Genomic DNA, 24691 nt, shown 5'->3' with positions numbered 1-24691 from the left:
GGGTGGATGACCTGCACGGCCTGGCCCTGGCGCGAGGCGAAGGTGGTGCGCAGCGATGCGTGGCGCGCCACCACCCCGGTGAGCGCCGCTTCCAGCGCGCCCGTGTCCAGGCGGCCCTCCAGCCGCAGGACGAAGGGCATGTTGTAGAGCCCGCTGCCGGGGTCGAGCTGGTCGATGAACCACAGCCGCTGCTGGGCGAAGGACAGCGGGGGCGCGTCCGCGGGGGGCTCCGGGAGGGCCTCCGCGGCGTCGTCCTGGGACTGCTGCCGTGCCTGGAGCACCGCGTCCACCCGCGCGGCCAGCGCGGAGACGGTGGGCGTCCTGAACAGCTCGCGCAGCGGCAACTCCACGCCCAGGCTGGCGCGGATGCGGGAGACCACCTGCGTGGCCAGCAGCGAGTGCCCGCCCAGCTCGAAGAAGTTGTCCTCGGCGCCCACGCGCGGCACGCCGAGCACCTCGCTCCAGAGGGTCGCGAGCTTCTCCTCGGTGGGCGTGCGCGGCGCGACGAACGTGCCGGCGTCGGCGCCCTGGGTCGGCGCGGGCAGGGCCTTGCGGTCCACCTTGCCGTTGGGCGTCAGGGGCAGGGCCTCCAGCGGTACGAAGGCGGACGGCACCATGTAGTCGGGAAGCCGCTGCTTGAGCGCGGCGCGGAGCGCCTCCACCTGCATGTCGGGAGCGCCCACGACGTACGCCACGAGCCGCTTGTCGCCGGGCCGGTCCTCGCGCACCAGCACCAGGGCCTGCCGCACGCCGGGTTGCGCGGTCAGCGCGGCCTCGATTTCACCCGGCTCGATGCGGAAGCCGCGCAGCTTCACCTGCGAGTCCGCGCGGCCGAGGAAGTCCAGCAGCCCGTCCGCGCGCCAGCGCACCCGGTCTCCCGTGCGGTAGAGGCGGGCACCGGGGATGCCGGAGAAGCGGTCGGGGATGAAGCGCTCGGCGGTGAGCGAGGGCTGGCCCACGTAGCCGCGCGCCAGGCCGTCGCCGCCGATGAACAGCTCGCCCGGTACGCCCATCGGCACGGGCTGGCCGTGCTCGTCGAGGACATACAGCCGGGTGCCGCCGATGGGCCGGCCGATGGGCACGGAGGCGCCCGCCTGCGCCGGGTCCGTCATGCGGAAGCAGACGGCGAACACCGTCGTCTCGGTGGGCCCGTAGCCATTGGTGAGGGGAATGCCCAGCTCACCCAGGACGCGGCGGGCGTGCGCCGGAGGCACCACGTCGCCGCCCGCGAGGACCTGCTTCACCGAGCGCAGCGCGGAGAGCCGGGACTCCACCACCTGCGTGAAAAGGCCGGCGGTGAGCCAGAGGGTGGTGACGCGGGTGTCGCGCAGCACCTGCTCCAGCTCCTCCAGGGAAGGAGGCTGGGGAGGCATGACGACGAGGCGGGCGCCGTGCAGCAGCGCGCCCCAGACCTCGAGCGTGGAGGCGTCGAAGGCGATGGGGGCGAGCTGGAGCAGCGTCTCGTCCGGGCCCAGGTGCGCGTAGTCGACGCCGAAGAGGGTGCGCAGGACGTTGCGGTGGGTGGTGCCCACGCCCTTGGGCCTGCCGGTGGAGCCGGAGGTGAAGTCGACGTAGGCCAGCGAGTCGGGCAGGGCGGTGGAAGGAGGCGCGTGCGCCGGCTCGGCGTCGAGCGCGGCGTCCTCCAGCACCACGGTGGACAGCCCCTCCGCGGGAAGATGGGTGCTCAGGGCACGGGTGGTGATGAGGGCCTGGGGACGGGTGTCCTCCACCATGCCGGCCAGTCGCTCGCGAGGGTACGCCGGGTCCAGCGGCACGTAGGCGCCACCGGCCTTGAGGATGGCGACGAGGGAGACAATCAGCTCCAGCGAGCGCTCCAGGGCGAGAGCGACGCGGGAGTCGGCGCCCACGCCCCGCTGGCGCAGGTGCCAGGCGAGCTGGTTGGAGCGCTCATCGAGCTGACGGTAGGTGAGCTTCGCGCCGCCGAACTCGACGGCGACCTTGTCGGCGTGGCGGGCCACCACCTGGGCGAAGACCTCGGGCAGGGTGGACTCGCGCGGGGCGTCGGAGGCGGTGGTGTTCCACTCGCGCAGCACCCGTCGCTGCTCGTCCTCGCCCATCAGCGGCAGCTCGGACAGGCGCCGCTCCGGGTGCGCGGCGAGGCCCTCCAGCAGCGTCTGGAAGTGCCCCAGCATCCGGGCCACCGTCGCCTCGTCGAACAGGTCCGTGCGGTAGACGACGGCGGCGCGCAGGCCCTGGGGCAGCTCGGTGGCGAGCAGCGCCAGGTCCACCTGGGCGGCGCCGCTGTCCACGGGCTGCGCCTCCATCACCAGCCCGGGCGCGTGCAGCGGCGGCAGCGGCGCGTTCTGTAGGGCGAACAGCACCTGGAACACCGGCGAGACGCCGAGCTGGCGCTCCGGCCGCAGCGACTCCACCAGCTTCTCGAAGGGCAGGTCCTGGTGGGCGAAGGCGCCCAGCACCTTCTCGTGGACGCGGCCGAGCAGCTCCAGGAAGGACGGGTCTCCGGACAGGTCCGCGCGCAGGGCCACCGTGTTGACGAAGAGGCCGACGAGCCCCTCCAGCTCCGCGCGGTTGCGTCCCGCGACGGGCGAGCCCACCACCACGTCGTCCTGCCCGCTGTAGCGCGACAGCAGCGCCTGCCACGCGGCGAGCAACAGCGTGAAGAGGGTGCGTCCCTCGCTCCGGGCCAGCTCCTTGAGGGACTGGAGCAGCTCGGGGGGCATCATCACCGTGTGGCGGGCGCCGCGCGCGCTGGTGTCGGCGCCACGCGGCCTGTCGCAGGGAAGCTCCAGCACCGCATCGGCGTCCAGCTGCTGGCGCCAGTAGCCGAGCTGGGCGTCGAGCGTCTCGCCCCGGAGGAAGTCACGCTGCCACGCCGCGAAGTCCGCGTACTGGAGCGGCAGCGGCGGCAGGGCCACCGGCTGGCCCGCGGCCAGCGCGGGGTAGAGCACGCCCAGCTCCCGCACCAGCACGCCCATCGTCCAGCCGTCCGAGACGATGTGGTGCAGGTTGAGCAGCAGCAGGTGCTCCCGCTCTGTCTGGCGGTACAGCACCGCGCGCAGCAGCGGGCCCTTCTCCAGGTCGAAGGGCTGCCTCGCGTCCGCGTGCAGCCGGCGCCAGGCCTCCGTCTCTCCTCCGTCGTGGACGTCCACCACGGGCAGCGCGACCTCCAGCGAGGGGACGGTGTGCTGGAGCACCCGGCCGTCCTGCTCGACGAAGGTGGTGCGCAGCGCCTCGTGACGGTCCACCAGGGACTGGAGCGCGCGGCGCAGGGCCTCGACGTTCAGCTCACCGGACAGCCGCACCGCGCTGGGGACACTGAGGGCGGCGCTTCCGGGCTCCAGGCGTTCCTGGAGCCACATGCGCTCCTGGGAAAAGGAAACCGGGGCACGTCGGGACTGCCGGGCCTTCTCACGCAGCAACTCGGCGAGACGGGCGCGCTTCTGCTCGGGGGTGAGCGCCATGGGAACTCCAAAGCCAGATGTCAAAGACGCGTTGTCTACAGCACCCCACCCACGCTCGATGAGCCTGGGACGAAAATGTGACGGGGCGCCGCGCTCCCCCAGTCCGAGGCACCGCGGCGCGGGAAGAGGCGCCGCGGTGCGACCGCTGGAGCGCGGTGCTTCAGGCCACCTTGTCGGTGTCGCCTTCCATCTCCGCCAGCAGCGCGGCGACCTGCTCGTCGGACAGGTTGTCCAGGTTCTCCAGCAGCTTCTCCGCCTGTTTCTCCCCCGCGGCGGACTTCTTCGGCGCCGTCACGGCCTCGGGCAGCTCGTAGCCGAGCTTCGTGGCCAGCGCGCACGTGGACGCGTCGAGCACGCGGGGCCACTGGATGCGCTTCCACGAGTCACTGCGCTCGCCCTCGATGCGGGTGTGCTGGAGGATGTTCGGGTCGCCCAGGCCTCCCAGCATGCGCTCCCGCTTGCCGTCATACGGCTGCACCATGCCCGCGTCGTAGGGCAGGCCGAGGAAGTCGCTGACGCCCTTCATCACCCGCTCCGGCTCGCTCACCAGCTCCTCGTAGCGGACCCAGTGCACGCGCTCGGAGCCGATGCGCGCGTAGAAGTCGAGCAGGTTCTGGTTGGGCATGGCCCACACCGTCTCCGCGACGGCGTAGGGGTCCACGTCCGCCGAGCCGAAGAGGCTGGGGCCGAAGAGCCGGTCGAAGCGCATGCGCACCAGCGACTCCATGACGGGGAGCGGGTGCCGGATGAGGAAGAGGTACTTCGGCTGGTCGAACATCTCCTCGCCGCGCCACAGCGTCTCCGGGTCCATGGCGTACGGCGGCGTCTTGTCCACCAGCAGCCGGCCGCCGGACAGCTCCTGCAGGCGCCCGTAGACGCCCTGCGCGGAGGCGTTGTCCGCCACCAGCTTGTCGACGAACGCCTGGCCCGCGGTGGAGTCCAGGCCCAGCACTTCCATGAAGGCCCACAGCAGGCCGCGCTCGGTCCACTCCATCTCGTGGCCGAAGCCCACGTTCTGCTTCCACTCCCGCATCGTCTCGAAGAAGAGGAGGTTCAGCTCCGGCGGGCAGAACAGGCGCGGGTGCCCGGCGAGCATGACGCGGAAGAGCGTGGAGCCCGCGCGCGGCGTGGAGTGCACGAACACCATGCTCGGGTTCTTCTTCGCCGCCCGCACCTTGGGGCCGGACGCCTGCCGGCGGTAGGGCCGCAGCGAGAAGGCCGACAGCGGCAGGTCCGTGGCGAAGCGCGCCGGGTCCGTCTGCCGCTCCATCTCCGCCAGCAGGTGGCGCGACAGCGCCGGCAGCGACGCGTGCTCGCGCAGCTCGTGCGGGTAGAGCTGGAACTTGAGCTGCTTCTTCAGGTCGAACTCCAGCTCCGCGCCGATGGCGTCCAAATCGAGCCCCGCGAGGCTCCCGTCAGCGGGCAGGTCCTTCACGGCGCGGTTTGTGACCTTGGCCACCTTGCGGCGCAGCCAGTCCTCCAGGAGCGCGGGGCGCTCGGTGGGGAAGGCCGTGCGCAGGGCCTCGGCCAGGGGCTTCGTCGGCACCGCCTCGCGGGCCGCCAGCTCCTTCGCGATGAGGCCCGAGAGGCCCGCCACGGTGGGGTTCTCGAAGAGGCTGCGCAGCGGCGGCTCCACCTTGAAGGTGGCCTGGAGCTGATTGCGCAGCTGGGTGGCCAGCAGCGAGTGGCCACCCAGGTCGAAGAAGTCGTCGTGCAGGCCGACCTCGGCCACGCCCAGCAGCTCGCTCCACAGCGCGGCCACCGCCTTTTCCAGGTCCGTGGAGGGCGCCACGTAGGCCGTCTTCGCCCGGCGCGTCCGGCTCGCGGCCTTCTTCGGCTGGGCGCCAGCGGCCTTCGGCTCGCGGTTGACCCACGTGCGCAGGCGCGGCTCCAGGTCGCCGGTGATGACCACCACCTGGCCGTCCAGGCCGGCCTGCACCACGCGGCGCAGCGCCTGCGTCCCCTCTGGCACCGTCATGGTGTACTGGTCCATGGCCGTGCGCAGCGAGGTGTGCTTCGTCTCCTCGGGCCACGGGTCCCACGACGCGCTCACCCAGCGCGGGGACTCCAGGCCGCGGCGGCTCTCCGCGAAGGCGTCCAGGAACTGGTTGCCCGCCGCGTAGGTGAAGTGCGCGAGGCCGCCCAGCACGGACGAGCTGGACGAGAAGAGCAGCACGAAGTCCACCGCCCTCCCGCGCAGCGCCTCCTCCAGCGCGTAGGTGCCGTACACCTTGGGGCCGAACTGCGTCTCGGCCGCCTCGCGGCGCACGTCCGTCAGCGCGAGGTACGGCGAGTCACCGCGGGTGACACCCGCCGTGTGCAGCACGCCGTGCAGCGCGCCGAAGTGCGACTCCACCTTCGCCACCGCGGCCTTCAGCTGCGCGGCGTCCGCCACGTCCGCGGCGAGCACCAGCACCTGCGCGCCCTTCGCCTCCAGCTCCTTCACGCGGCGGATGCGGCGGCTGGCGGTGTCGTCCTCGGGGTGGCTCGAAAGCCACGCGTCCCAGGTGCTCCGCTCGGGAAGGGCGGTGCGGCCCAGCAGCGCCAGCTTCGCCTGGAAGGTCTCCGCCAGGTGGTCCGCCAGCATGAGGCCCACCGCGCCCATGCCGCCGGTGATGAGGTACACGCCGCCCTGGCGCAGCGGCGTGGGGGGCGTGCCCTTCGCCTCCAGTCGCACCGGGGTGTAGGCCTGGACGTAGCGGCGGATGCCGCGCAGCACCACCAGCAGCTCCGAGCCGCGCGTGCTGAACTCCGCCGCCAGCATCCCCGCCAGCCGCTCCGCGCGAGGGCTGGACGGCACCGGCACCTCCACCTCCACGCAGCGGGCGGTGACGTGCGGCAGCTCCTGCGGAATCACCTTGCAGGCGGTGAGCAGCGGGGACTTCTCCGCCAGCGCCTGATGCTCTCCGTCCAGGTCGTGCAGCCGGTTGGAGACCACCTCCAGGCGCACCGGGCGCGTGCCCGTGGCCAGCGCCTGCCCCAGCGCGAGGAGGCTGTAGTAGCCGCCCGGCTGCACCTTCCGGAACAGCTCCGCGCCCGTGCCCGTCACGTCCGGCGCGGTGAGGCTCCACAGGTGCACGATGACGTCCGCGGGCAGGCCCTGCTTCTCCAGGTCCGCCAGCACCGCTTGCAGGTCCGCCTTGCTGTCCGGCGCGGCCACGAAGTGCCGGGCGTCCTCTCGCGCGAAGGCGGCGCCCGCCTTCACGTGGACGACGTCACGGCCTTCCGCCACCAGCCGGCGCGCGAGCGCTTCGCCCACGCCCAGCCCGTCCTCCAGCAGCACCCAGCAGCGGGACTTCGCCAGCGCCTCGGCGTCGAGCGCGGGCGGGGCCGCGGGCTTCCAGGCGGGGACGTGGAACCAGTCCGCCACGTCCTCGTTCTTGCCCGTGGGGGCGCGCTGGGGTGCCTGCGCGGCGCCCTCCACCGCGTCCACCCAGTAGCGCTCGCGCTCGAAGGGGTAGGCGGGCAGCGGCACCCGGCGGCGGCGCTGGCCGGAGTGGAAGCCCTTCCAGTCCACCGGCACGCCGGCCAGCCACAGCTCGCCCAGCGTGCCCATCAGCTTCGCGGCGTCCGACTCGGGCTTCTGCGGGTGGCGCGCGGAGGACAGCACGGTGCGCCCGGTGGCCTCCGGCTGCGCCTTCGCGAGGCTGGCCAGCGTCTGGCCGGGGCCCACCTCCAGCAGCACGTCCGTGGAGTCCTTCAGCAGCTCGCGCAGCCCCTGGGCGAAGCGCACCGGCTGGCGCAGGTGCCGGGCCCAGTACGCCGGGTCCGTCGCCTGGGCCGCGTCAATCCACGTGCCCGTCACGTTGGACACGTACGGCAGCTTCGGCGCCTGGAGCTTCACGCGGCGCACGGCGTCCGTGAAGGGCGCGAGGATGGAGTCCATCATCGCGGAGTGGAACGCATGCGACGTGTGCAGCCGCCGCGCCTGCACGCCGCGCGCGGACAGCTTCGCCTCCAGCGCGTCCACCGCCTCCGTGGGCCCGGCCACCACGCACATCGCCGGGCCGTTCACCGCCGCGAGGTCCAGCTTCCCCTCCAGCAGCGCCGTGACTTCCGCCTCCGGCAGCGGCACCGCGAGCATGGCGCCCGCCGGCAGCGACTGCATCAGCCGCCCGCGCGTGGCCACCAGCGCCAGCGCGTCGTCCAGCGAGAAGACGCCCGCGAGGCACGCGGCCACGTACTCGCCGATGCTGTGGCCCACCATGGCGCGCGGCTTCACGCCCCAGGACATCCACAGCTTCGCCAGCGCGTACTCGACGACGAACAGCGCCGGCTGGGTGAGGGCGGTGCCCTCCAGCTTCTTCGTGGCCTCGGCCTCACCGCCGGGGGTGGGGTAGAGGACGGTGCGCAGGTCCAGGCCCAGGTGCGGCTTGAGCTTCTCCGCGCAGGCGTCCACCTCGGCGCGGAACGCGGGCTCGGAGTCGTACAGCTCGCGCGCCATGTTGACGTGCTGCGCGCCCTGGCCGGGGAACATGAAGGCCACGGGCCGCTCGCCCACCTCGCGCGCGCCCGTGAGGACGCTCGGGGCGCGGGAGGCCAGCGCCTCCGCGGCCTCGCCCACCGTGCGCGCCACCAGCACGCGGCGGTGGTCGAAGTCCTTGCGGCCCATCTGGAGCGTGAAGGCCACGTCGGCGAGCGACGCGCCCGGGTGCTCGCGCAGCCACGCGGCCAGGTTGTCCGTGGCCTTGTCCAGCGCGGCCTCGCTTCGCGCGGACAGCACCATGAGCTGCTGGGGGCGCGCCGCGCCGGAGGCCTGCGCCTTCGGGGCCTCCTCCAGGATGACGTGCGCGTTGGTGCCGCCGAAGCCGAACGAGCTGACACCCGCGCGCAGCGGGCCGGGGCCCGTCCAGTCCGTCAGCTTCGTGTTGACGGTGAAGGGGCTGTTGGCGAAGTCGATTTGAGGGTTGGGCTGCGTGAAGTTCAGCATCGGCGGCAGCTTCCGGTGCTGGAGCGACATCACCGTCTTGATGAAGCCGGCCATGCCCGCGGCCACGTCCAGGTGGCCCACGTTGCCCTTCGCGGTGCCCAGCTTGCAGAAGCCCTTCTTGTCCGTGCTGGCGCGCCACGCGTTGTTCAGCGCGAGGATTTCAATCGGGTCGCCCAGCGACGTGCCCGTGCCGTGGGCTTCCAGGTAGGAGATGGCGTCCGCGTCCAGGCCGGCGCACGCCAGCGACTCCAGCAGCACCTCCGTCTGGCCCTCCACGCTGGGCGCGGTGAAGGACGCCTTGTGCGAGCCGTCGTTGTTCACCGCCGAGCCGCGCACCACGGCCAGCACGTTGTCGCCGTCGTCCAGCGCGTCCTGCAGGCGCTTGAGCACCACCACGCCCGCGCCGCTGCCGAACACGGTGCCCTCGGCCTTCGCGTCGAAGGGGCGCACGTGGCCGTCGGGGGAGAGCATGCTGCCCGGCTCGTAGGTGTAGCCCGCGTGGTGCGGCACGTTGACGGCCGTGGCGGCGGCCAGGGCCATGCGGCACTCGCCCATCAGCAGGCTCTGGCAGGCCAGGTGGATGGCGACGAGCGACGTGGAGCACGCCGTCTGCACCATGGTGCTGGGGCCGGTGAGGTTGAGCTTGTAGGAGACGCGCGTGGCCAGCGATGACACGTCGTTGCCCAGCTCCACCAGCAGCCGGTCCTGGGGCTGGAGCGCGGCGCGGTTGGCCAGCACGTGGAAGAGGTACGTGCTGGTACGGGTGCCGGCGAAGACGGAGATGCGCTCGCCCGGGTGCTTGTCCGGGTCATAGCCCGCGTGCTCCAGCGCCTCCCACGCGCACTCCAGCAGCAGGCGCTGCTGCGGGTCCATCACCCGCGCCTCCAGCGGCGTGTAGCCGAAGAGGCCCGCGTCGAAGAGCTCCACGCCGTCCAGCACCGGGGCCGCCTTCACGTAGCGGTTGGAGCCCAGCTCCTCGGCGGGGACACCGGCGGCGCGCAGCGCGTCGTCGGTGAGCGGGACGATGGACTCCACGCCCGCGCACAGGTTCTTCCAGAACTGCTCCACGTCCTTGGCGCCGGGGAAGCGTCCGGACATGCCGATGACGGCGATGGCCAGTCCTTCGAAGCCGCCGTCGGTGTCGTTGATGTCAGCCATGGTGTCTTCTCTCGAAAGGGGTGTGGGCCGGAGGTCGGGCCTACTTCTGCCGGCGGTGGAGCCACTGGTTGCGGCGGCTCAGTTCTTCCTTGCGCTTCGCCAGCTTGTCCGCGCGCTCGCGGGCCGCCGCGTCGCCCTCGCCCAGCAGTTCCGCGAGCGAGCGCGCCGTGGGGCGCTGGTACAGGGTGGCGGCCGGCACCTCCACCTGGAGGGCCTGCCGGAGCTGCGCCGAGGCCTGGACGGCGAGGAGCGAGTCGCCTCCCAGCTCGAAGAAGTTGTCGTCGATGCCGATGGGCTCGATGCCCAGCACGGCCTGCCACACCGAGGTGAGCGTGCGCTCCAGGTCCGAGCGCGGCGCCACGTACGCCGCGGCGAGCGCCGGGCGCGGGTGGCTCTTGCGTGCACCGGGCGTGGCCCCCGCCTGGGCCCGCGACGGAGCCCGGACGGCCTGCCGCCGCGCCGCGAGGTCCGCCGTGCACACGGCGATGGGACCGCCCGCCGCTCCCGCGAGGATGCGGCGCGTGGCGCTCACGCCTTCCTCGGGGCTGAGCGCGAACTTCGCGAGCGCCCCGAGCGCGGTGGCCTCGTCCAGCTTCCACGCGTCCCAGCCCACGCTGTGCCAGGGCACGGAGCCCGCGTCGGAGCGCGCCTCCGCGAAGGCGTCAGTGAATGCGCTCGTCGCCGCGTGCGCCACCTGACCCAGGCCACCCAGCACCGAGGACAGCGACGACATCAGCAGCACGAAGTCCAGGCCGTCCGCCGGGAGCGCCTCGGCGAGGGCCCGGAGGGAGTGGAGGCTGGGCGTGACGTGGGCGGCGCGCTGCTCCGGGCCCAGGTCCTGGATGGCGCCCAGCATGGCGCCGCGCAGCCCGCCCGCGGCGTGGATGACGCCGTGGAGGCCGCCGAAGCGCTCCATCGTCCGGGCCACCGCGGACTTCACCTGCGCCGCGTCCGAGGTGTCCGTGCCGAGCACCAGCACCTCGGCTCCGGAAGCCTCCAGCGCCTGCGCGGCCTCCACCTTGCGGCGCGTGGCGTCCGTGGGCTCGTGCGTGGCCAGCCACTGCGCCCACTGCTCGCGGGCCGGGAAGTCGGGGCCCTCCACCAGCGCGAGGCGCGCCTGGAAGGTCCGCGCCAGCTCCTTCGACAGCACGAGGCCGGGGCCTTCCAGGCCGTCGGTGACGAGGTACACACCGCGCTCGCGCAGCGGACGGCTGGATGCGGCGTCCTCCTCCAGCCGCAGCGGCTCGAAGGTCTGCACCCACCGCTGGCGCCCGCGCCAGGCGACCACCGGCTCCGCCGCGCCCATGAAGAACTCCGCCAGCAGGCGCTCCACGAGCGCGGAAGACTCAGCGCCAGGGTCCACGTCCACCAGCCGGCAGGTGAGGTGCGGGTACTCCTGGGGCACGACGCGGCAGGCGCCCAGCAGCGTCGCCAGCTCGGGCACCAGGGTGTCCGCGCGCTCCACCTTCGCGGCCCCGCTGGCCACCACCATCAGGTGTCGCGGTTGGCTCTGGGCGCCCAGCGCCTGCGCGAGTGAGACGAGGCTGTCGAAGCCGACGCCCAGTGCCTCGTCGCGGAGCACGTTGCCGGACGTGACACCCCACAGGTGCACCACGCCCTCCACCGTCTGTCCCTGCGCCTGGAGCGAGTCCAGCAGGGCGGCTTGGTCCTCGCGGCGCTTCGGGTCCACGGCGAAGGAGCCGTCGTTGCGCTGACCGAACTCCGTGCCGGGGACGACGCGGACCACCGAGTGCCCCGCCGCGGTGAGCCGCGCGGCCAGCGCGTCCGCCACGCCGGTGCCGTCCGCGAACAGGAGCCAGCTGCGCAGGGAGGCCGCGGGCCCGGTGGCCGTGGCCGAGCGGGACAGCGGCGCGCGCTTCCACGAGGGCACGTAGAACCAGTCCGCCGGGTCGCTCTTCTTCTCGAGCGCGGCGGAAGATGCGGAAGGTGCCGCCGCGGGACGCACCGCGCCCAGGCCGCTCCCGGGGCGAGCATCAATCCAATAGCGCTGCCGTTCGAAGGGGTAGGAGGGCAGCGGCATGCGGCGGCGCTGCTCCTTCTTGGAAAAGCCCGCCCAGTCCGGGTGGACGCCGTCCAGCCACAGCCGGCCCAGCGCGTTCAGGAGCACGGTGACGTCATCGGCGGACGTCTCGCGCGGGTGCCGCGTGCAGGAGACGGCGACGCGCTCCCCGGCGCCGGGCTGCTGCCTCGCGAGCGAGACGAGCGTCGTCCCCGGGCCCACCTCCAGCAGCGCGAGCTGGGGCTTCTTCGCCAGCTCCCGCAGGCCCGCGTCGAAGCGCACCGCCTCGCGCAGGTGCCGGGCCCAGTACGCCGGGTCCGTCGCCTGCGCCGCGTCAATCCAGGTGCCCGTCACGTTGGACAGGAAGGGCAGCTTCGGCGCGTTGAGCTTCACCGCGCGCACCGCGTCCGTGAAGGCCGGGAGGATGGGGTCCATCATCGCCGAGTGGAACGCGTGCGACGTGTGCAGCCGGGCCACGCCCACGCCGCGCGCCTCCAGCGTCGACTGGAGCGCGGCGATGGCCTCCGTGGGCCCGGCCACCACCGTGAGGCGTGGCCCGTTGACGGCGGCCACGGACAGCGCGGGCGTCAGGTGCGGGCGCACCTCGTCCTCGGGGAGCTGCACGCTCAGCATCGCCCCGGCGGGGAGCGACTGCATGAGCGCTCCGCGCTTCGCCACCAGCGCCAGCGCGTCCGGCAGCGTGAAGACACCGGCGAGGCACGCGGCGACGTACTCGCCGATGCTGTGCCCCAGCATGGCCTGCGGCTTCACGCCCCAGGACATCCACAGCCGCGCCAGCGCGTACTCCACCGCGAAGAGGGCCGGCTGCGTGAGGGCCGTCTGCCCCAGCTTCCTCGCGGCCTCCTCCGCGCCCGCGGCGTCCGGGTACAGCACCGTGCGCAGGTCCAGCCCCAGGTGTGGGAGCAGCCCCGTGGCGCAGGAGTCCAAGTGCTCGCGGAAGACGGGCTCGGCCTCGTAGAGCCCGCGCGCCATGCCCACGTACTGCGAACCCTGGCCCGGGAAGAGGAAGGCCACCGGCCGGTCCTGCACGGACGGCGCACCCGTCGCGCAGCGGGGCGTGCCCTCCGCCTCCAGCGCGGCGAGCGCGTCCTCGCGGTTCGTGCACAGCAGCACACGCCGGTGCGACATGGGCTGTCGCCCCACCTGGAGCGTGTAGGCCACGTCCGACAGGGGCTGCTCGGGGTGCGCGCGCAGGTGCCGCGCCAGCCGCTGCGTGGCGGCGTCCAGCGCCGAGGCCGAGCGGGCCGACAGCACCAGGAGCTGCGCCTTGCGCGAAGGGCCGGACGGCGGCAGGGCCGGCGCCTCCTGCAGGACGACGTGGGCGTTGGTGCCGCCCACGCCGAAGGAGCTGACGCCCGCGCGGCGCGGGTGCTTCGGGTTCGCCGGCCAGGGCTCCAGCTTCGCGTTGACGTAGAAGGGGCTGCCCTCGAAATCAATCTCGGGGCTGGGCTGCTCGAAGTGGAGGCTGGGCGGCAGCTCGTGGTGCTCCAGCGACAGCACGGCCTTGATGAGGCTGGACACGCCGGCCGCGTTCGCCAGGTGGCCGATGTTCGTCTTCACCGAGCCGATGGGAATCTTGCGTCCCACGGGGGCTGGGGTCGCGGCCTTGCGAGGACGGAACGCCTTCGTCAGCGCGCGCACCTCGATGGGGTCGCCCATCTTCGTGCCCGTGCCGTGAGCCTCCACGTAGCCGATGCTCTCCGGCTCCACGCCCGCGGCGCCCAGGGCCTCGCTGATGACGGCGGCCTGACCCTCCACGCTCGGCGCGGTGTAGCCCACCTTCACGGAGCCGTCGTTGTTGATGGCCGAGCCCTTGATGACGGCGTGGATGGAGTCGCCATCCTCCAGCGCGTCGCGGAGCCGCTTGAGCACCACCACGCCCGCGCCGCTGCCGAAGACGGTGCCGTCCGCCTTCGCGTCGAAGGCGCGGCAGTGTCCGTCCGGCGAGACGATGCCGCCCGGCAGGTAGCGATACCCCTCGGGGTGCTTCACGTGGACGGAGACACCGCCGGCCAGCGCGATGTCGCACTCCTCGTTGAGCAGGCTCTGGCAGGCCACGTGCGTGGCCACCAGCGAGGTGGAGCACGCGCTGGCGATGGAGTAGCTGGGCCCGCGCAGGTTGAGCTTGTAGGCCACGCGGGTGCCGAGGAAGTCCCCGCCGTTGGCCACGTCAATTTGCACCTGGTCCAGCATGCTGAGCTGGTCCGCGTTGGGCACCAGGTTGTGCAGCAGGTACGTGTTCGTCGGCGCGCCGCCGAAGACGCCGACGGCGCCCTTGAAGGACTCGGGCGCGTAGCCCGCGTGCTCCAGGGCCTCCCAGCAGCACTCCAGGAAGACGCGGTGCTGCGGGTCCATCAGCTCTGCCTCGCGGGGCGTGTAGCCGAAGAAGCCCGCGTCGAAGAGCTCCATGCCCTCCAGCGCCGCGGAGGCCTTCACCCACGACGCGTCCTTGCGCAGGGCCGCGTCCACGCCGAGCGCCTCCAGCTCCGCGTCACCCACGGAGCGGATGGACTCCACGCCCTCGCGCAGGTTGCGCCAGAAGGTGTCGAGGTCGGGCGCTCCGGGGAAGCGCCCGGTCATGCCGATGATGGCGATGTCCTGGTCGTCGGCGACGATGTCGTTGGGCATGGCTCAGCTCTCTTCTTCCGGCGCGTCCTCGGAGGACCCGCGGCGCGAGGCACGGCGGGCGCGGCGGCGCGCGCCCCGGTCCAGGCTCGAATCCTCTTCCTCGGCGGCAGCGGCGTCGGGAGGCTGGGAGGCCGCCTTGATGAGCTTCGCGAGGGCGTGCACCGTCGGGCCCTCGTAGAGGCTGACGGCGGGGATGGAGACGCCGAACTGCTCGCGCACGCGGGCGATGAGCTTCACGCCCACCAGCGAGTTGCCGCCCAGCTCGAAGAAGCTGTCGTGCACGCCCACCTGGGCGATGCCCAGCGTGGCTTCCCACAGGCGGGCAATCGTCTCCTCCAGCTCGTCGCGCGGCGCCACGTACGGGTTCTGCAGGGTGGGGCGCGGCGTCCGGTCATTGGCTCCCGCGTCCGCCTGGACGAACGCGGCCTGGGGCTTCTCGGCGGGCTTCTGGGACTCCGGCCGCGTCCAGCGCGCGGCGCGGGCGGACAGGGAGCTGGTGGACACGGCCACCTGTCCCACCGGGCCCAGCGCGAGCAGGTGCTCGAACGCGCGCGCGCCCTCGTCCGCGGAGATGGCCAGCGCGCCGAACGGCGTGGCCGCGGCCAGCGGCGAGGCCGAGCCTTCCTCGAAGCGCCACGCGTCCCAGCCCACGCTCGTCCACGGCACCGGCGACTCCTGCGTGTGCTTCACGGCGAAGGCGTCCATGAAGGCGGTGGCCGCCGTGTACGAGGCCAGCCCGAGGCCGCCCAGCACCGCGGCCAGCGACGAGGCCAGATGGCAGAAGTCCAGCGTCCGGCCCGCCAGCGCCTCCTCCAGCGCGTACACGCCCTGGATGCGGCTGCGGAAGTGGTTGCGCACGTCCTCCGGCCGCGTGTCCGGGAGGGCGCGGAAGAGGGCCGGGTCCACGTCGCCCGCCGCGTACACCACACCGTGCAGCGCACCGAAGCGCGACACCGCCGCGTCCACGGCCGCGCGCAGCCGCGCCCGGTCCGCCACGTCCGCGACCACCACGTGCACCTCGGCGCCCAGCGCCTCCAGTTCCTTCACCTTCGCGATGCGACGGCTGACCGCGTCCGCCTCACCGTGCGATGCCAGCCACGCGTCCCAGCCGGAGCGCTCCGGCAGCGCGGTGCGGCTGGCGAGCACCAGCTTCGCCTTCACCTTCCGGGCGAGCGCCCGGGCATGCGCGGTGCCCAGCGTGCCGAAGCCGCCGAGCAGCAGGTACACGCCGCCCTCGCGCAGGGGCAGGGACTCCGTGTGGAGCGCGTCCGGCGCCACGGGCTCGAAGACCTGCGCGTGGCGCTGGCCACCGCGGTACGCAATCGCGGCCTCCGCGCGCGAGGCGGCGGCGCACTCGGCCAGCAGCGCGTCGGCCAGTGCCGTCTCGCGCCAGCTCCCCGTCGAAGGCAGGACGACGTCCACGGAGCGGCAGGACAGGTGCGGGTACTCCTGCGGAATCACGCGGCAGGGGCCGAGCACCGTCGTCCACTCCGGACGGGCGCTCTCGTCGGCGAGCGCCTGCATCCGGTGGGTGACGGCCACCATCGACACGGGCCGCGCGCCGCCCTGACGGCCGAGCGCCTGCGCGAGGAACAGCAGGCTGGAGAAGCCGCGCTCCAGCGCCGAGTCCAGCGCCGCCTCGCCGGAGGACTCCTCCGCCACCGCGCCCCACAGGTGGAGGATGCGGTCCGGGGCCAGTCCCTCGGAGGTGAGCGTCGCCAGCAGCGTCGCGTAGCCGGCGGCGTCCTTGGGGTCCACCGTCCAATGGCGCGAGTCCACCCGCGCGGTGCGAGGGCCCGGCGTCAGGGTGACGACGTCCTGGCCCACCTCGGCCAGCCGCTTCGCCACCTGCGCACCGAGGCCGTCCGTGCCCGGCGTGAAGAGCCACCAGCACGCCTTCGCCTTCGCCCACTCACTGGAGGGCAGGGGCGGCGTGCGCTTCCACGTGGGCAGGTAGAACCAGCGCGACACGTCCTCCTTCCGGTCCGCGGCGGCCGTGTCCTCCACCAGCACCTTGCCCGCCTCCGCCTGCGCGGACTTCTTCTTCGGCTCCACCCAGAACTTCTGGCGCTCGAAGGGGGCGGTGGGCAGGGGGATGCGGCGGCGGCGCTCGCCGTCGAGGAAGGCGTCCCAGTCCGGCTCCACGCCCGCGAGCCACAGCCGGCCCAGCGCGCCGAGCACGAAGTCCACGTCCGCGTGCGACTCCTTCGGGTGGCGCAGCGAGGTGATGAACGCGTGCTGCGCGCCCTTGGCCGGGTGCTGCCGGGACAGGGTGGCCAGCGTGTTGCCGGGGCCGACCTCCAGGAGGATGGCGTCCGCGTCCTTCAGCAGCTCGCCCACGCCGTCCGCGAAGCGCACCGCGCCGCGCAGGTGCTTCGCCCAGTAGTCGGGGCTGGTGGCCTCGTCGGAGGTAATCCACTTCCCGGTGACGTTGGAGAGGTACGGCAGCTGGGGCGCGTTGCGCTTCACCTTCCGCACCGCCTCGCGGAAGGCGTCCAGGATGGGGTCCATCATGGACGAGTGGAACGCGTGCGAGGTGTGCAGCCGCGAGGTCGTCACCCCACGCGACGCCAGCGTCTGCGCGAAGGACTCCACCGCCGCCACCGGCCCCGCCACCACGCAGGTGCCCGGGCTGTTCACCGCCGCCACGGACAGCTCCGCGGGCAGCAGGCCCACCACCTCGGACTCGGCCAGGGACACCGCGAGCATGGTGCCCGCGGGCATGCCCTGCATCAGCCGGCCGCGCGCGGCCACCAGCGCCAGCGCGTCGTCCAGCGAGAAGACGCCCGCGAGGCAGGCGGCCACGTACTCGCCGATGCTGTGCCCCAGCATGGCGCGCGGCTTCACGCCCCAGGACATCCACAGCTTCGCCAGCGCGTACTCCACGACGAAGAGGGCCGGCTGGGTGAGCGCCGTCTGCTTGAGGCGCTCGGTGGCGGCCTCGCGCTGCGCGGCGGGCGGGTACAGCACCGTGCGCAAATCCAGCCCCAGGTGCGGCTCCAGCTTCTTCGCGCACGCGTCCACGTCCGCGCGGAAGGAGGGCTCCGTCTCGTAGAGCTGCCGGCCCATGTCCACGTACTGCGAGCCCTGGCCGGAGAAGAGGAACATCACCGGCCGGCCCGCGGACTCCTGGGCGCCGGTGAGCACGCGCTGCGGGTCTCGCGACGAGAGCGCCTCCATCGCGTCCGCCACCGAGCGGCACACCACCGCGCGGCGCTTGCCGAAGCGCTTGCGGCCCACCTGGAGCGTGAAGGCCACGTCCGCCAGCGACACGTCCGGGTTGTCACGCAGGTGCGACGCCAGCCGGTCCGTGGCCGCCTCCAGCGCGGTGTCCGTGCGCGCCGACAGCAGCAGCACCTGCGAGGGGCGGCGAGGCGCGTCCGTGGGCGGCAGCGGCGGGGCCTCCTCCAGCACGGCGTGCGCGTTGGTGCCGCCCATGCCCAGCGAGCAGACGCCCGCGCGCCGGGGCGCATCCCCCTCCGGCCAGTCGCGCAGCTGCGTGTTCACGAAGAAGGGGCTGTTGGCGAAGTCGATGGCGGGGTTGGGCGTCTCGAAGTTGAGGCTGGGCACCAGCTTCTTGTGGTGCAGCGACAGCGCCGCCTTCATGAGGCCCACCGCGCCCGCCGCGGAGTCCAGGTGGCCCACGTTCGTCTTCGCCGAGCCGAGCGCGCAGAACTGCTTCTTGTCCGTGCCCTGGCGGAAGGCCTGCGTCAGCGCCGCCACTTCGATGGGGTCACCCACCTGCGTGGCGGTGCCGTGCGCCTCCACGTAGCCGATGGTGTCCGGCGTCACGCCCGCGACGGCCTGCGCGAGGGCGATGGCCTCCGCGTGGCCGTCCACGCTGGGGGCCATGTAGCTGACCTTGTTGGAGCCGTCGTTGTTGCACGCCGAGCCCTTCACCACCGCGTAGATGGTGTCGCCGTCGCGGACCGCGTCCTCCAGCCGCTTGAGCATGATGACGGCCGCGCCGTGGCCGGCGACGAAGCCCTGGGCCTTGGCGTCGAAGGTGTGGCAGTGCCCGTCCGGGGCCGTGGTGCCGCCCTCGTAGTAGAGGTAGCCCGCCTTCTCCGGGAAGTGGATGGAGACGCCGCCCGCCAGCGCCGCGTCGCACTCGTACGCCAGCAGGCTCTGGCAGGCGAAGTGGATGCAGGTGAGGGACGTGGAGGACGACGACTGCACGGTGACGGCCGGGCCCTTGAGGTTGAGCCGGTAGGCGACTTCCGTGGTGAGGCTGTCCTTGTCGTTGCCGATGGAGGCCTGGAGGCTCTCCAGGGACGCCACGTGGGACAGGTGCGCGTAGATGTTGTTGAGCAGGTACGTGTTCATGCTCATGCCGCCGAACACGCCCACGCGGCCGGGCTGGCGCTCGGGGCTGTAGCCCGCGCCCTCCATGGCCTCCCACGCGCACTCCAGGAAGACGCGGTGCTGCGGGTCCATCAACGCCGCCTCGCGCGGGTTGAGCCCGAAGAAGGCCGCGTCGAACATCTCCGTCTCACCGAGCACGCCGCCCGCCTTGACGTAGTTGGGCGCCCGCACCAGCGCGGGGTCGATGCCCTCGGCGATGAGCTCCTCCTCGGTGAAGAAGGAGATGCTCTCCACGCCGCCGGAGAGGTTCTTCCAGAACTCCGCCACCGTCTTCGCGCCCGGAAGCCGCGCGCCCATTCCAATGACGGCAATGCCTTCCAGGCCCCCGCCCTGCGTCTCTGTCTCGGTGCTCATGTGTTCATCCCCACCTGCCGCGTCACGCGGCCTGGAAGTCGTCGCGGTGCATCCTTACTTGCGGGGCCCACGTCCCCGCGCGGCCTGCTGGCGGTTCTTCATCGCCGCCCGGCGCCGCTCCGCCTCGTCCTGGATGGACCGGGCCTGCTCCTTCGCATCCACCTCGCCGTCCCCGGCGTTGCCCAGGTGCCGGGCCAGCGCGCTGACGGTGGTGAGCTTGAACAGGTCCACCAGCGCGAGATTCGCGCCCAGCTCCTCGCGCAGGCGGCGGTGCGCCTGGGCGATGAGCATGGAGTTGCCACCCAGCTCGAAGAAGTTGTCGTGCAGGCCCACCTCGCTCACCTTGAGCACCTGCTGCCAGATGGTGGCGATGCGGCGCTCCAGCTCGCTCTGCGGCGGGGCGTAGGCGGCGGCCAGCGCGGGGCGCTCGCCCTCCGGGACGGGCAGGGCGCGCGTGTCCACCTTGCCATTGGGCGTCAGCGGCAGCGCCGGCAACACCATGAAGGCGGACGGCACCATGTACGGCGGCAGCGTCTCCGCGAGGAAGCCGTGCAAGTCGCTGCTGGTGGGCGCGGGCTCGGAGAGCACCACGTAGGCCACGAGGCGCCGGTCTCCCGGCGCGTCCTCGCGCGCCATGACGAAGGCGTCGCGCACGGCGGGGTGGCGGCGGACGGCGGCCTCCACCTCGCCCAGCTCGATGCGGAAGCCGCGAATCTTCACCTGGTTGTCGGCGCGGTGCAGGTACTCCAGCACGCCGTCCGGCAGCCACCGGGCCACGTCGCCGGTGCGGTACATGCGCTCGCCGGGACGGAAGGGGTTGGCCACGAAGCGCTCCGCCGTCAGCTCCGGCCGCTGCCAGTAGCCGCGCGCCACGCCCAGGCCGCCCACGTACAGCTCGCCCGCGCAGCCCACGGGCAGCGGCTGCCGGCGCGCGTCCAGCACGTACACGTCCGTGTTGATGATGGGCTTGCCGATGGGCATCCACGCGCGGCCCTTCAAGTCCTCCGGGCGCAGGTGGTGGTACGTGGTGCAGACCGTGGTCTCCGTCAGGCCGTAGCCGTTGACGATGGTGGTGGTGCCCAGCAGGGCCTCCACGTCGCCGGCCACCAGCGCCTCGCCGCCGCTGAGCACCAGCCGCACCGACGGCAGCGTGTCCTTGCGCGCGTTGAGGCCGGCGATGACCGCGGGCACGGTGCTGACGATGCTGACGTCATGCCGGGCGATGAGGCCCAGCAGCAGCTCCGCGTCCAGCACCTCGCCCTCGGTGGGCAGCACCAGCGCGGCGCCGGTGCACAGGGGCGGCAGCACCTCGCCCACGAAGCTGGCGGACGCCACCGAGGTGAGCGGCAGCATCCGGTCCTTCGCGCCCGGCGCGTAGGACTCCACGAACGAGCGGACGAGGTTCGCCAGCCCGCCGTGCTCCAGCATCACGCCCTTGGGCTGGCCCGTGGAGCCCGACGTGTACACCATGCACGCCAGCTCATCCGCCCGCACCGCGACCGGCTCCGGCGGAGTCACGGACGCCGCCGCGCTCCAGTCCAGCTCCTGGTCCAGGCTGACCACGCGCACCCGCTCGTTGCTGACATGCGGGGCGATGCGCCCGTGCAGCCAGGACTGGGTGAGCAGCAGCGGGGAGCCCGCGTCGGTGAGGAGGAAGGCCAGCCGCTCCACCGGGTACGCCGGGTCGATGGGCACGTACGCCGCGCCCGTGGAGAGCACGGCCAGCACCGCGGCCACCATCTCCACCGAGCGCTCCAGGCACAGGCACACCACCGTGCCCCGCTTCACGCCCTGCTCGCCGAGCCACGTGGCGAGGAGCCCGGCGCGCTGGTTCAGCTCGCGGTAGGTGAGCCGCTCGTCGCGGAACATCACCGCCGCGGCGTCCGGCGTGCGCGCGGCCTGCGCGGCGAAGAGGCCCGGCAGCAGCGCGCCGTCCAGCGACACGCGGGGACCGGACTGCATGGCGAGGAGCCGCTGGCGCTCCGCCTCGGGCAGCAGCGGCAGCTCCGCCAGCGCGCGCTTCGGGTCCGCCACGAGCCCGCCGAGCAGCGTGCGCAGGTGCCCCGTCATCCGCGCGATGGTGGCCGCGTCGAAGAGGTCGGTGTTGTACTCGAAGGAGGCCACCAGCTCGCCCGCGGCCTCGCCCATGGTGAGCGTGAGGTCGAACTGGGCGCCGCCATGGTCCAGCGGCAGCGACTCCAGCGGCAGCCCGGCCAGCTCCGCGCGGGCGCCCGGCACGTCCAGCGCGAAGGCGGTGAGGCCGCGCTCGTCCAGGCGCGCGGCACGCTGGTACACGAACATCACCTGGAACAGCGGCGAGCGGCTGTGGTCCCGCACCGGCTGGAGCTTGTCCACCAGCACGTTGAAGGGCTGGTCCTGGTGCTCCAGCGCCTCCAGCACCGTGCGCCGTGTGGAGGCGAGGTAGTCCGTGAAGGCCTGCGCGGCGGAGGGCCTCGTGCGCACCACCAGCGGGTTGACGAAGTAGCCCGCCACGCCCGCCAGCTCCGCGCGGTGCCGGCCCGCGCTCACCACGCCCACCGTGAAGTCCTCCTGCCCGGTGTAGCGGTGCAGCAGCACCTGGAAGGCGGCCTGCAGCAGCATGTTCAGCGTGGCGCCCTGCTCGCGCGCCAGCGCCTTGAGGCCCGAGGTGAGCGAGGCGTCCAGTCGCTCGGTATGGACTCGGCCGGCGTACGTCTGCACCGCGGGGCGGGGCCGGTCCGTGGGCAGCTCCAGCACCGGCGGCGGGCCGGCGAGCTGCTCGCGCCAGTAGCGCTCCAGCGCCACACCGCGCGGGCTGGCCAGCAGCTCCGCCTGCCACCGCGCGAAGTCCGCGTAGGTGCGCGCGGGCGTGGGCAGGGTGAGGGACTTCCCGGCGCGCAGGGCGGGGTAGAGCGCCTCCAGCTCCTCGGCGATGACGGCCAGCGAGCCGAAGTCGGTGACGATGTGGTGCATCGCCAGGAGCAGCGCGTGGTCATCCGCCGCGCGCGTGTACAGGCGCACGCGCAGCAGCGGCCCGGCCTCCAAGTCGAACGGCCGGCGCGCCTCCGTGGACAGGCGCTCGCGCAGCGCGGCGTCGTCCCAGCCGCGGGCGTCCACCGTCTCGAAGTCCAGCGGCAGCGACGCGTGGATGCGCTGCACGGGACCGGACGGCGTCAGGGCGAAGGTGGTGCGCAGCGCGGGGTGGCGGGTGACGAGCGTCTCGAACGCGCGCCGCAGGGCCTCCGCGTCCAGCGCGGCGCGCACGCGCACGGCGACGGGCACGTGGTACGCGGCGCTCCCGGGCGCCAGCTGGTGCAGGAACCAGAGCGCCTGCTGGCCGCCGGACAGGGGCGCGTCGCCCGCGTCCTCGCGAGACGACGCGACGGCGGGGCCCGACGCGGCGGTCCGGGGCGCGGACAGCAGCGCCACCAGGGTGTCCGCCAGCTTCTCCAGCGAGTCCCCCTGGAGGATGCCCGCCAGCGGCACGTCCACGCCGAGGCCCGCGTCCAGGGCGCTCTTGAAGTCGATGGCCATCAGCGAGTCCACGCCGTAGACGTGGAGGGGACTCTTCGGGTCCACCTGTGACGCGGGCAGGCGAAGGACGGCGGCGGCCTGCTCCTGGAGGAACACCGCCAGCAGCGCGCGGCGCGCCCCCGGGTCGGTGACGGCGGTCAGCGCCTTCTGGATGAAGCTCGGCTCGCGCGCGGCGGGGGCGGCGGGCGCCTCCCGGGGAGCCTGCGCGGTCGCGGGCGGCTCGACCGGAGCCGGGGGCGTGGCGGGCGTGGACTCGAGGATGCTCTGGTGCAGCACCTCCAGGCCGCCGGACAGGAAGTCCGCGCGGGTGGCGAAGCGCTGAATCTTGCCGCTCGACGTCTTGGGGAGGCTGCCGCCCTGGATGAGCACCACGGCGTACACCTGGAGCTCGTGCGCGTCCGCGACGGCCTGGCGGATGGAGCGCGCGAGGGCGTCCAGGTCCACGGCGCCGGACTCCACGGCGCGGCGGTCCACCTCCTGCACCACCACCAGCCGCTCCTCGCCGTCCTTCTCCACGGAGAAGGTGGCGCCGCAGCCTGGCCGCAGCGCCGGGTGTACCGGCTCCACGGTGCGCTCGATGTCGTGCGGGTAGTGGTTGCGGCCGCGGATGATGATGAGGTCCTTCAGCCGGCCGGTGACGAACAGCTCGCCGCCGTCCAGGAAGCCCAGGTCGCCGGTGCGCAGGTAGCGCGCGTCGTCGCCGGGCACCTTCCCGCCGAAGGCCGTCGCCGTCTGCTCCGGGCGGTTCCAGTAGCCCTGCGCCACGCTGGGGCCCGTCACCCAGATTTCACCCACCTGCCCCGGCGGCAGCGGCGCCCCCGTCTCCGGGTGGGCGATGACGAGCCGCTGTCCCTCCAGGTTGCGCCCCGAGCCCACCAGCGTCTGCGCGCCCGGGCGCTCCGGGGTGGACGGCTCCACGCGGTGCCCCTTGAGCGCGGCGGCGTCCACGGTGCGGAGCACCGGCGCCTCGTGCTTGAGGCCGCCGGACGCGATGAGCGTGCCCTCCGCGAGGCCGTAGCAGGGGTAGAAGGCCTCCATCCGGAAGCCGCGCGGGCCGAACGTCTCCGCGAAGCGGCGCAGCGTCTCCGGCTGGAGCGGCTCGGCGCCGTTGAAGGCCAGGTTCCACCGGCTCAAGTCGAGCGCGTCGCGCTCCTCCGGCGTCACCTTCCGCGTGCACAGGTCATACGCGAAGTTGGGCCCGCCGCTGGTGGTGGCGCCGTACTTCGACACCGCCTGCAGCCAGCGCAGCGGGCGCTTGAGGAAGTCCACCGGCGACATCAGCACCACCGGGAAGCCGCCGTACAGCGGCTGGAGGATGCCGCCGATGAGGCCCATGTCGTGGTACGGCGGCAGCCAGATGACGCCCTGGCTGTCCTTCGAGTGCCCGAAGCACCCGTGAATCAGCGCCGAGTTGTGCATCAGGTTGGCGTGCGACAGCACCACGCCCTTGGGCGACGACGTGGAGCCGGACGTGTACTGGAGGAAGACGGTGGTGCCGGCGTCGGCGCCCGGGTCCTTCCACGCCTCGCCGGTGGACTCGTCCAGCGTGTCCGTGGCCAGCCAGTGCAGCGCGCGCAGCTCCGGCGCCTGCTCGAAGAGCATCTCCCCCATGCCGAGGATGAAGTCGGTGGTGAGGGCGACGGTGGCCTGCGCGTCCTGGCAGATGGCCATCAGCCGGGGCAGGGTGCGCCCCAGCCGCATCGGGTCCGGCGGGTAGATGGGGACGGCGATGACGCCCGCGTAGAGGCAGCCGAAGAAGCCGGCGATGTAGTCCAGCCCCGGCGGATACAGCAGCAGCGCGCGCTGGCCCTGGCAGCCTCGCGCCTGCAGCGCCGCGGCGATGGCCCGCGCCTTCCGGTCCAGCTCCTCGTACGACAGGTGCAGCTCTTCCGACTCGCCGTCCACGAGGAAGGTGAAGCCCCGCTGCCGGGGCTGCTTCTCCGCGCGCACGCGCAGCAACTCCACCAGCGTGTCACAGCGTGTATCCAGCTCCGGTGGCCGTCCGGTGGGCATGACGCCTCCTCAGATGTGTCGCTCGTGGTGCCAGGCCCCGTGTCTCGGCGGAAAACGCGTGCCGTGAGACAGGGCCTGTCTACAGGCCATCTCGTGAGAGCCTGTTTGTGGAGATAAAACCGTTTAAACCAAATGTGACTGACGCAAGTGGAGTGACACCGGGTGAAGGCCCGGTGTGGCCTCTCGCCGCCGTCCCCTCGCGGCGCGGACGGCGCCAGTGGGCCCGGGTGGGGCACCGCATGGGGG

The 24691-nt window shown here is 73.1% G+C and carries 5 protein-coding genes; all 5 read right to left on the bottom strand.

The window, feature by feature from the left end:
- Nucleotides 1-3443: non-ribosomal peptide synthetase (locus tag HG543_RS32290; protein WP_169348767.1), on the bottom strand; the 3443-nt coding region annotated here is incomplete at its 3' end.
- A 160-nt stretch (nt 3444-3603) separates the two neighbouring features.
- Nucleotides 3604-9531: a type I polyketide synthase gene (locus tag HG543_RS32285; protein ID WP_169348766.1), complete on the bottom strand. Its 5928-nt coding sequence runs from the start codon at nt 9529-9531 to the stop codon at nt 3604-3606.
- A gap of 40 nt (nt 9532-9571) precedes the next feature.
- Nucleotides 9572-14200 (bottom strand): type I polyketide synthase, encoded by a 4629-nt coding sequence (locus HG543_RS32280; protein WP_169348765.1) that lies wholly within the window; start codon nt 14198-14200, stop codon nt 9572-9574.
- A gap of 3 nt (nt 14201-14203) precedes the next feature.
- Nucleotides 14204-18919: a type I polyketide synthase gene (locus tag HG543_RS32275; RefSeq protein ID WP_169348764.1), complete on the bottom strand. Its 4716-nt coding sequence runs from the start codon at nt 18917-18919 to the stop codon at nt 14204-14206.
- A 54-nt stretch (nt 18920-18973) separates the two neighbouring features.
- Entirely contained in the window at nt 18974-24445 is a 5472-nt protein-coding gene (locus HG543_RS32270) for a non-ribosomal peptide synthetase (protein ID WP_169348763.1), read from the bottom strand.
- Nucleotides 24446-24691 lie beyond the last annotated feature (246 nt).

Source organism: Pyxidicoccus fallax (genome assembly GCF_012933655.1).
GTDB classification, from domain to species: Bacteria; Myxococcota; Myxococcia; order Myxococcales; family Myxococcaceae; genus Myxococcus; species Myxococcus fallax.
The sequence above is the reverse complement of the archived record's forward strand: the minus strand, read 5'-3'. Positions and strand labels throughout refer to the sequence as shown.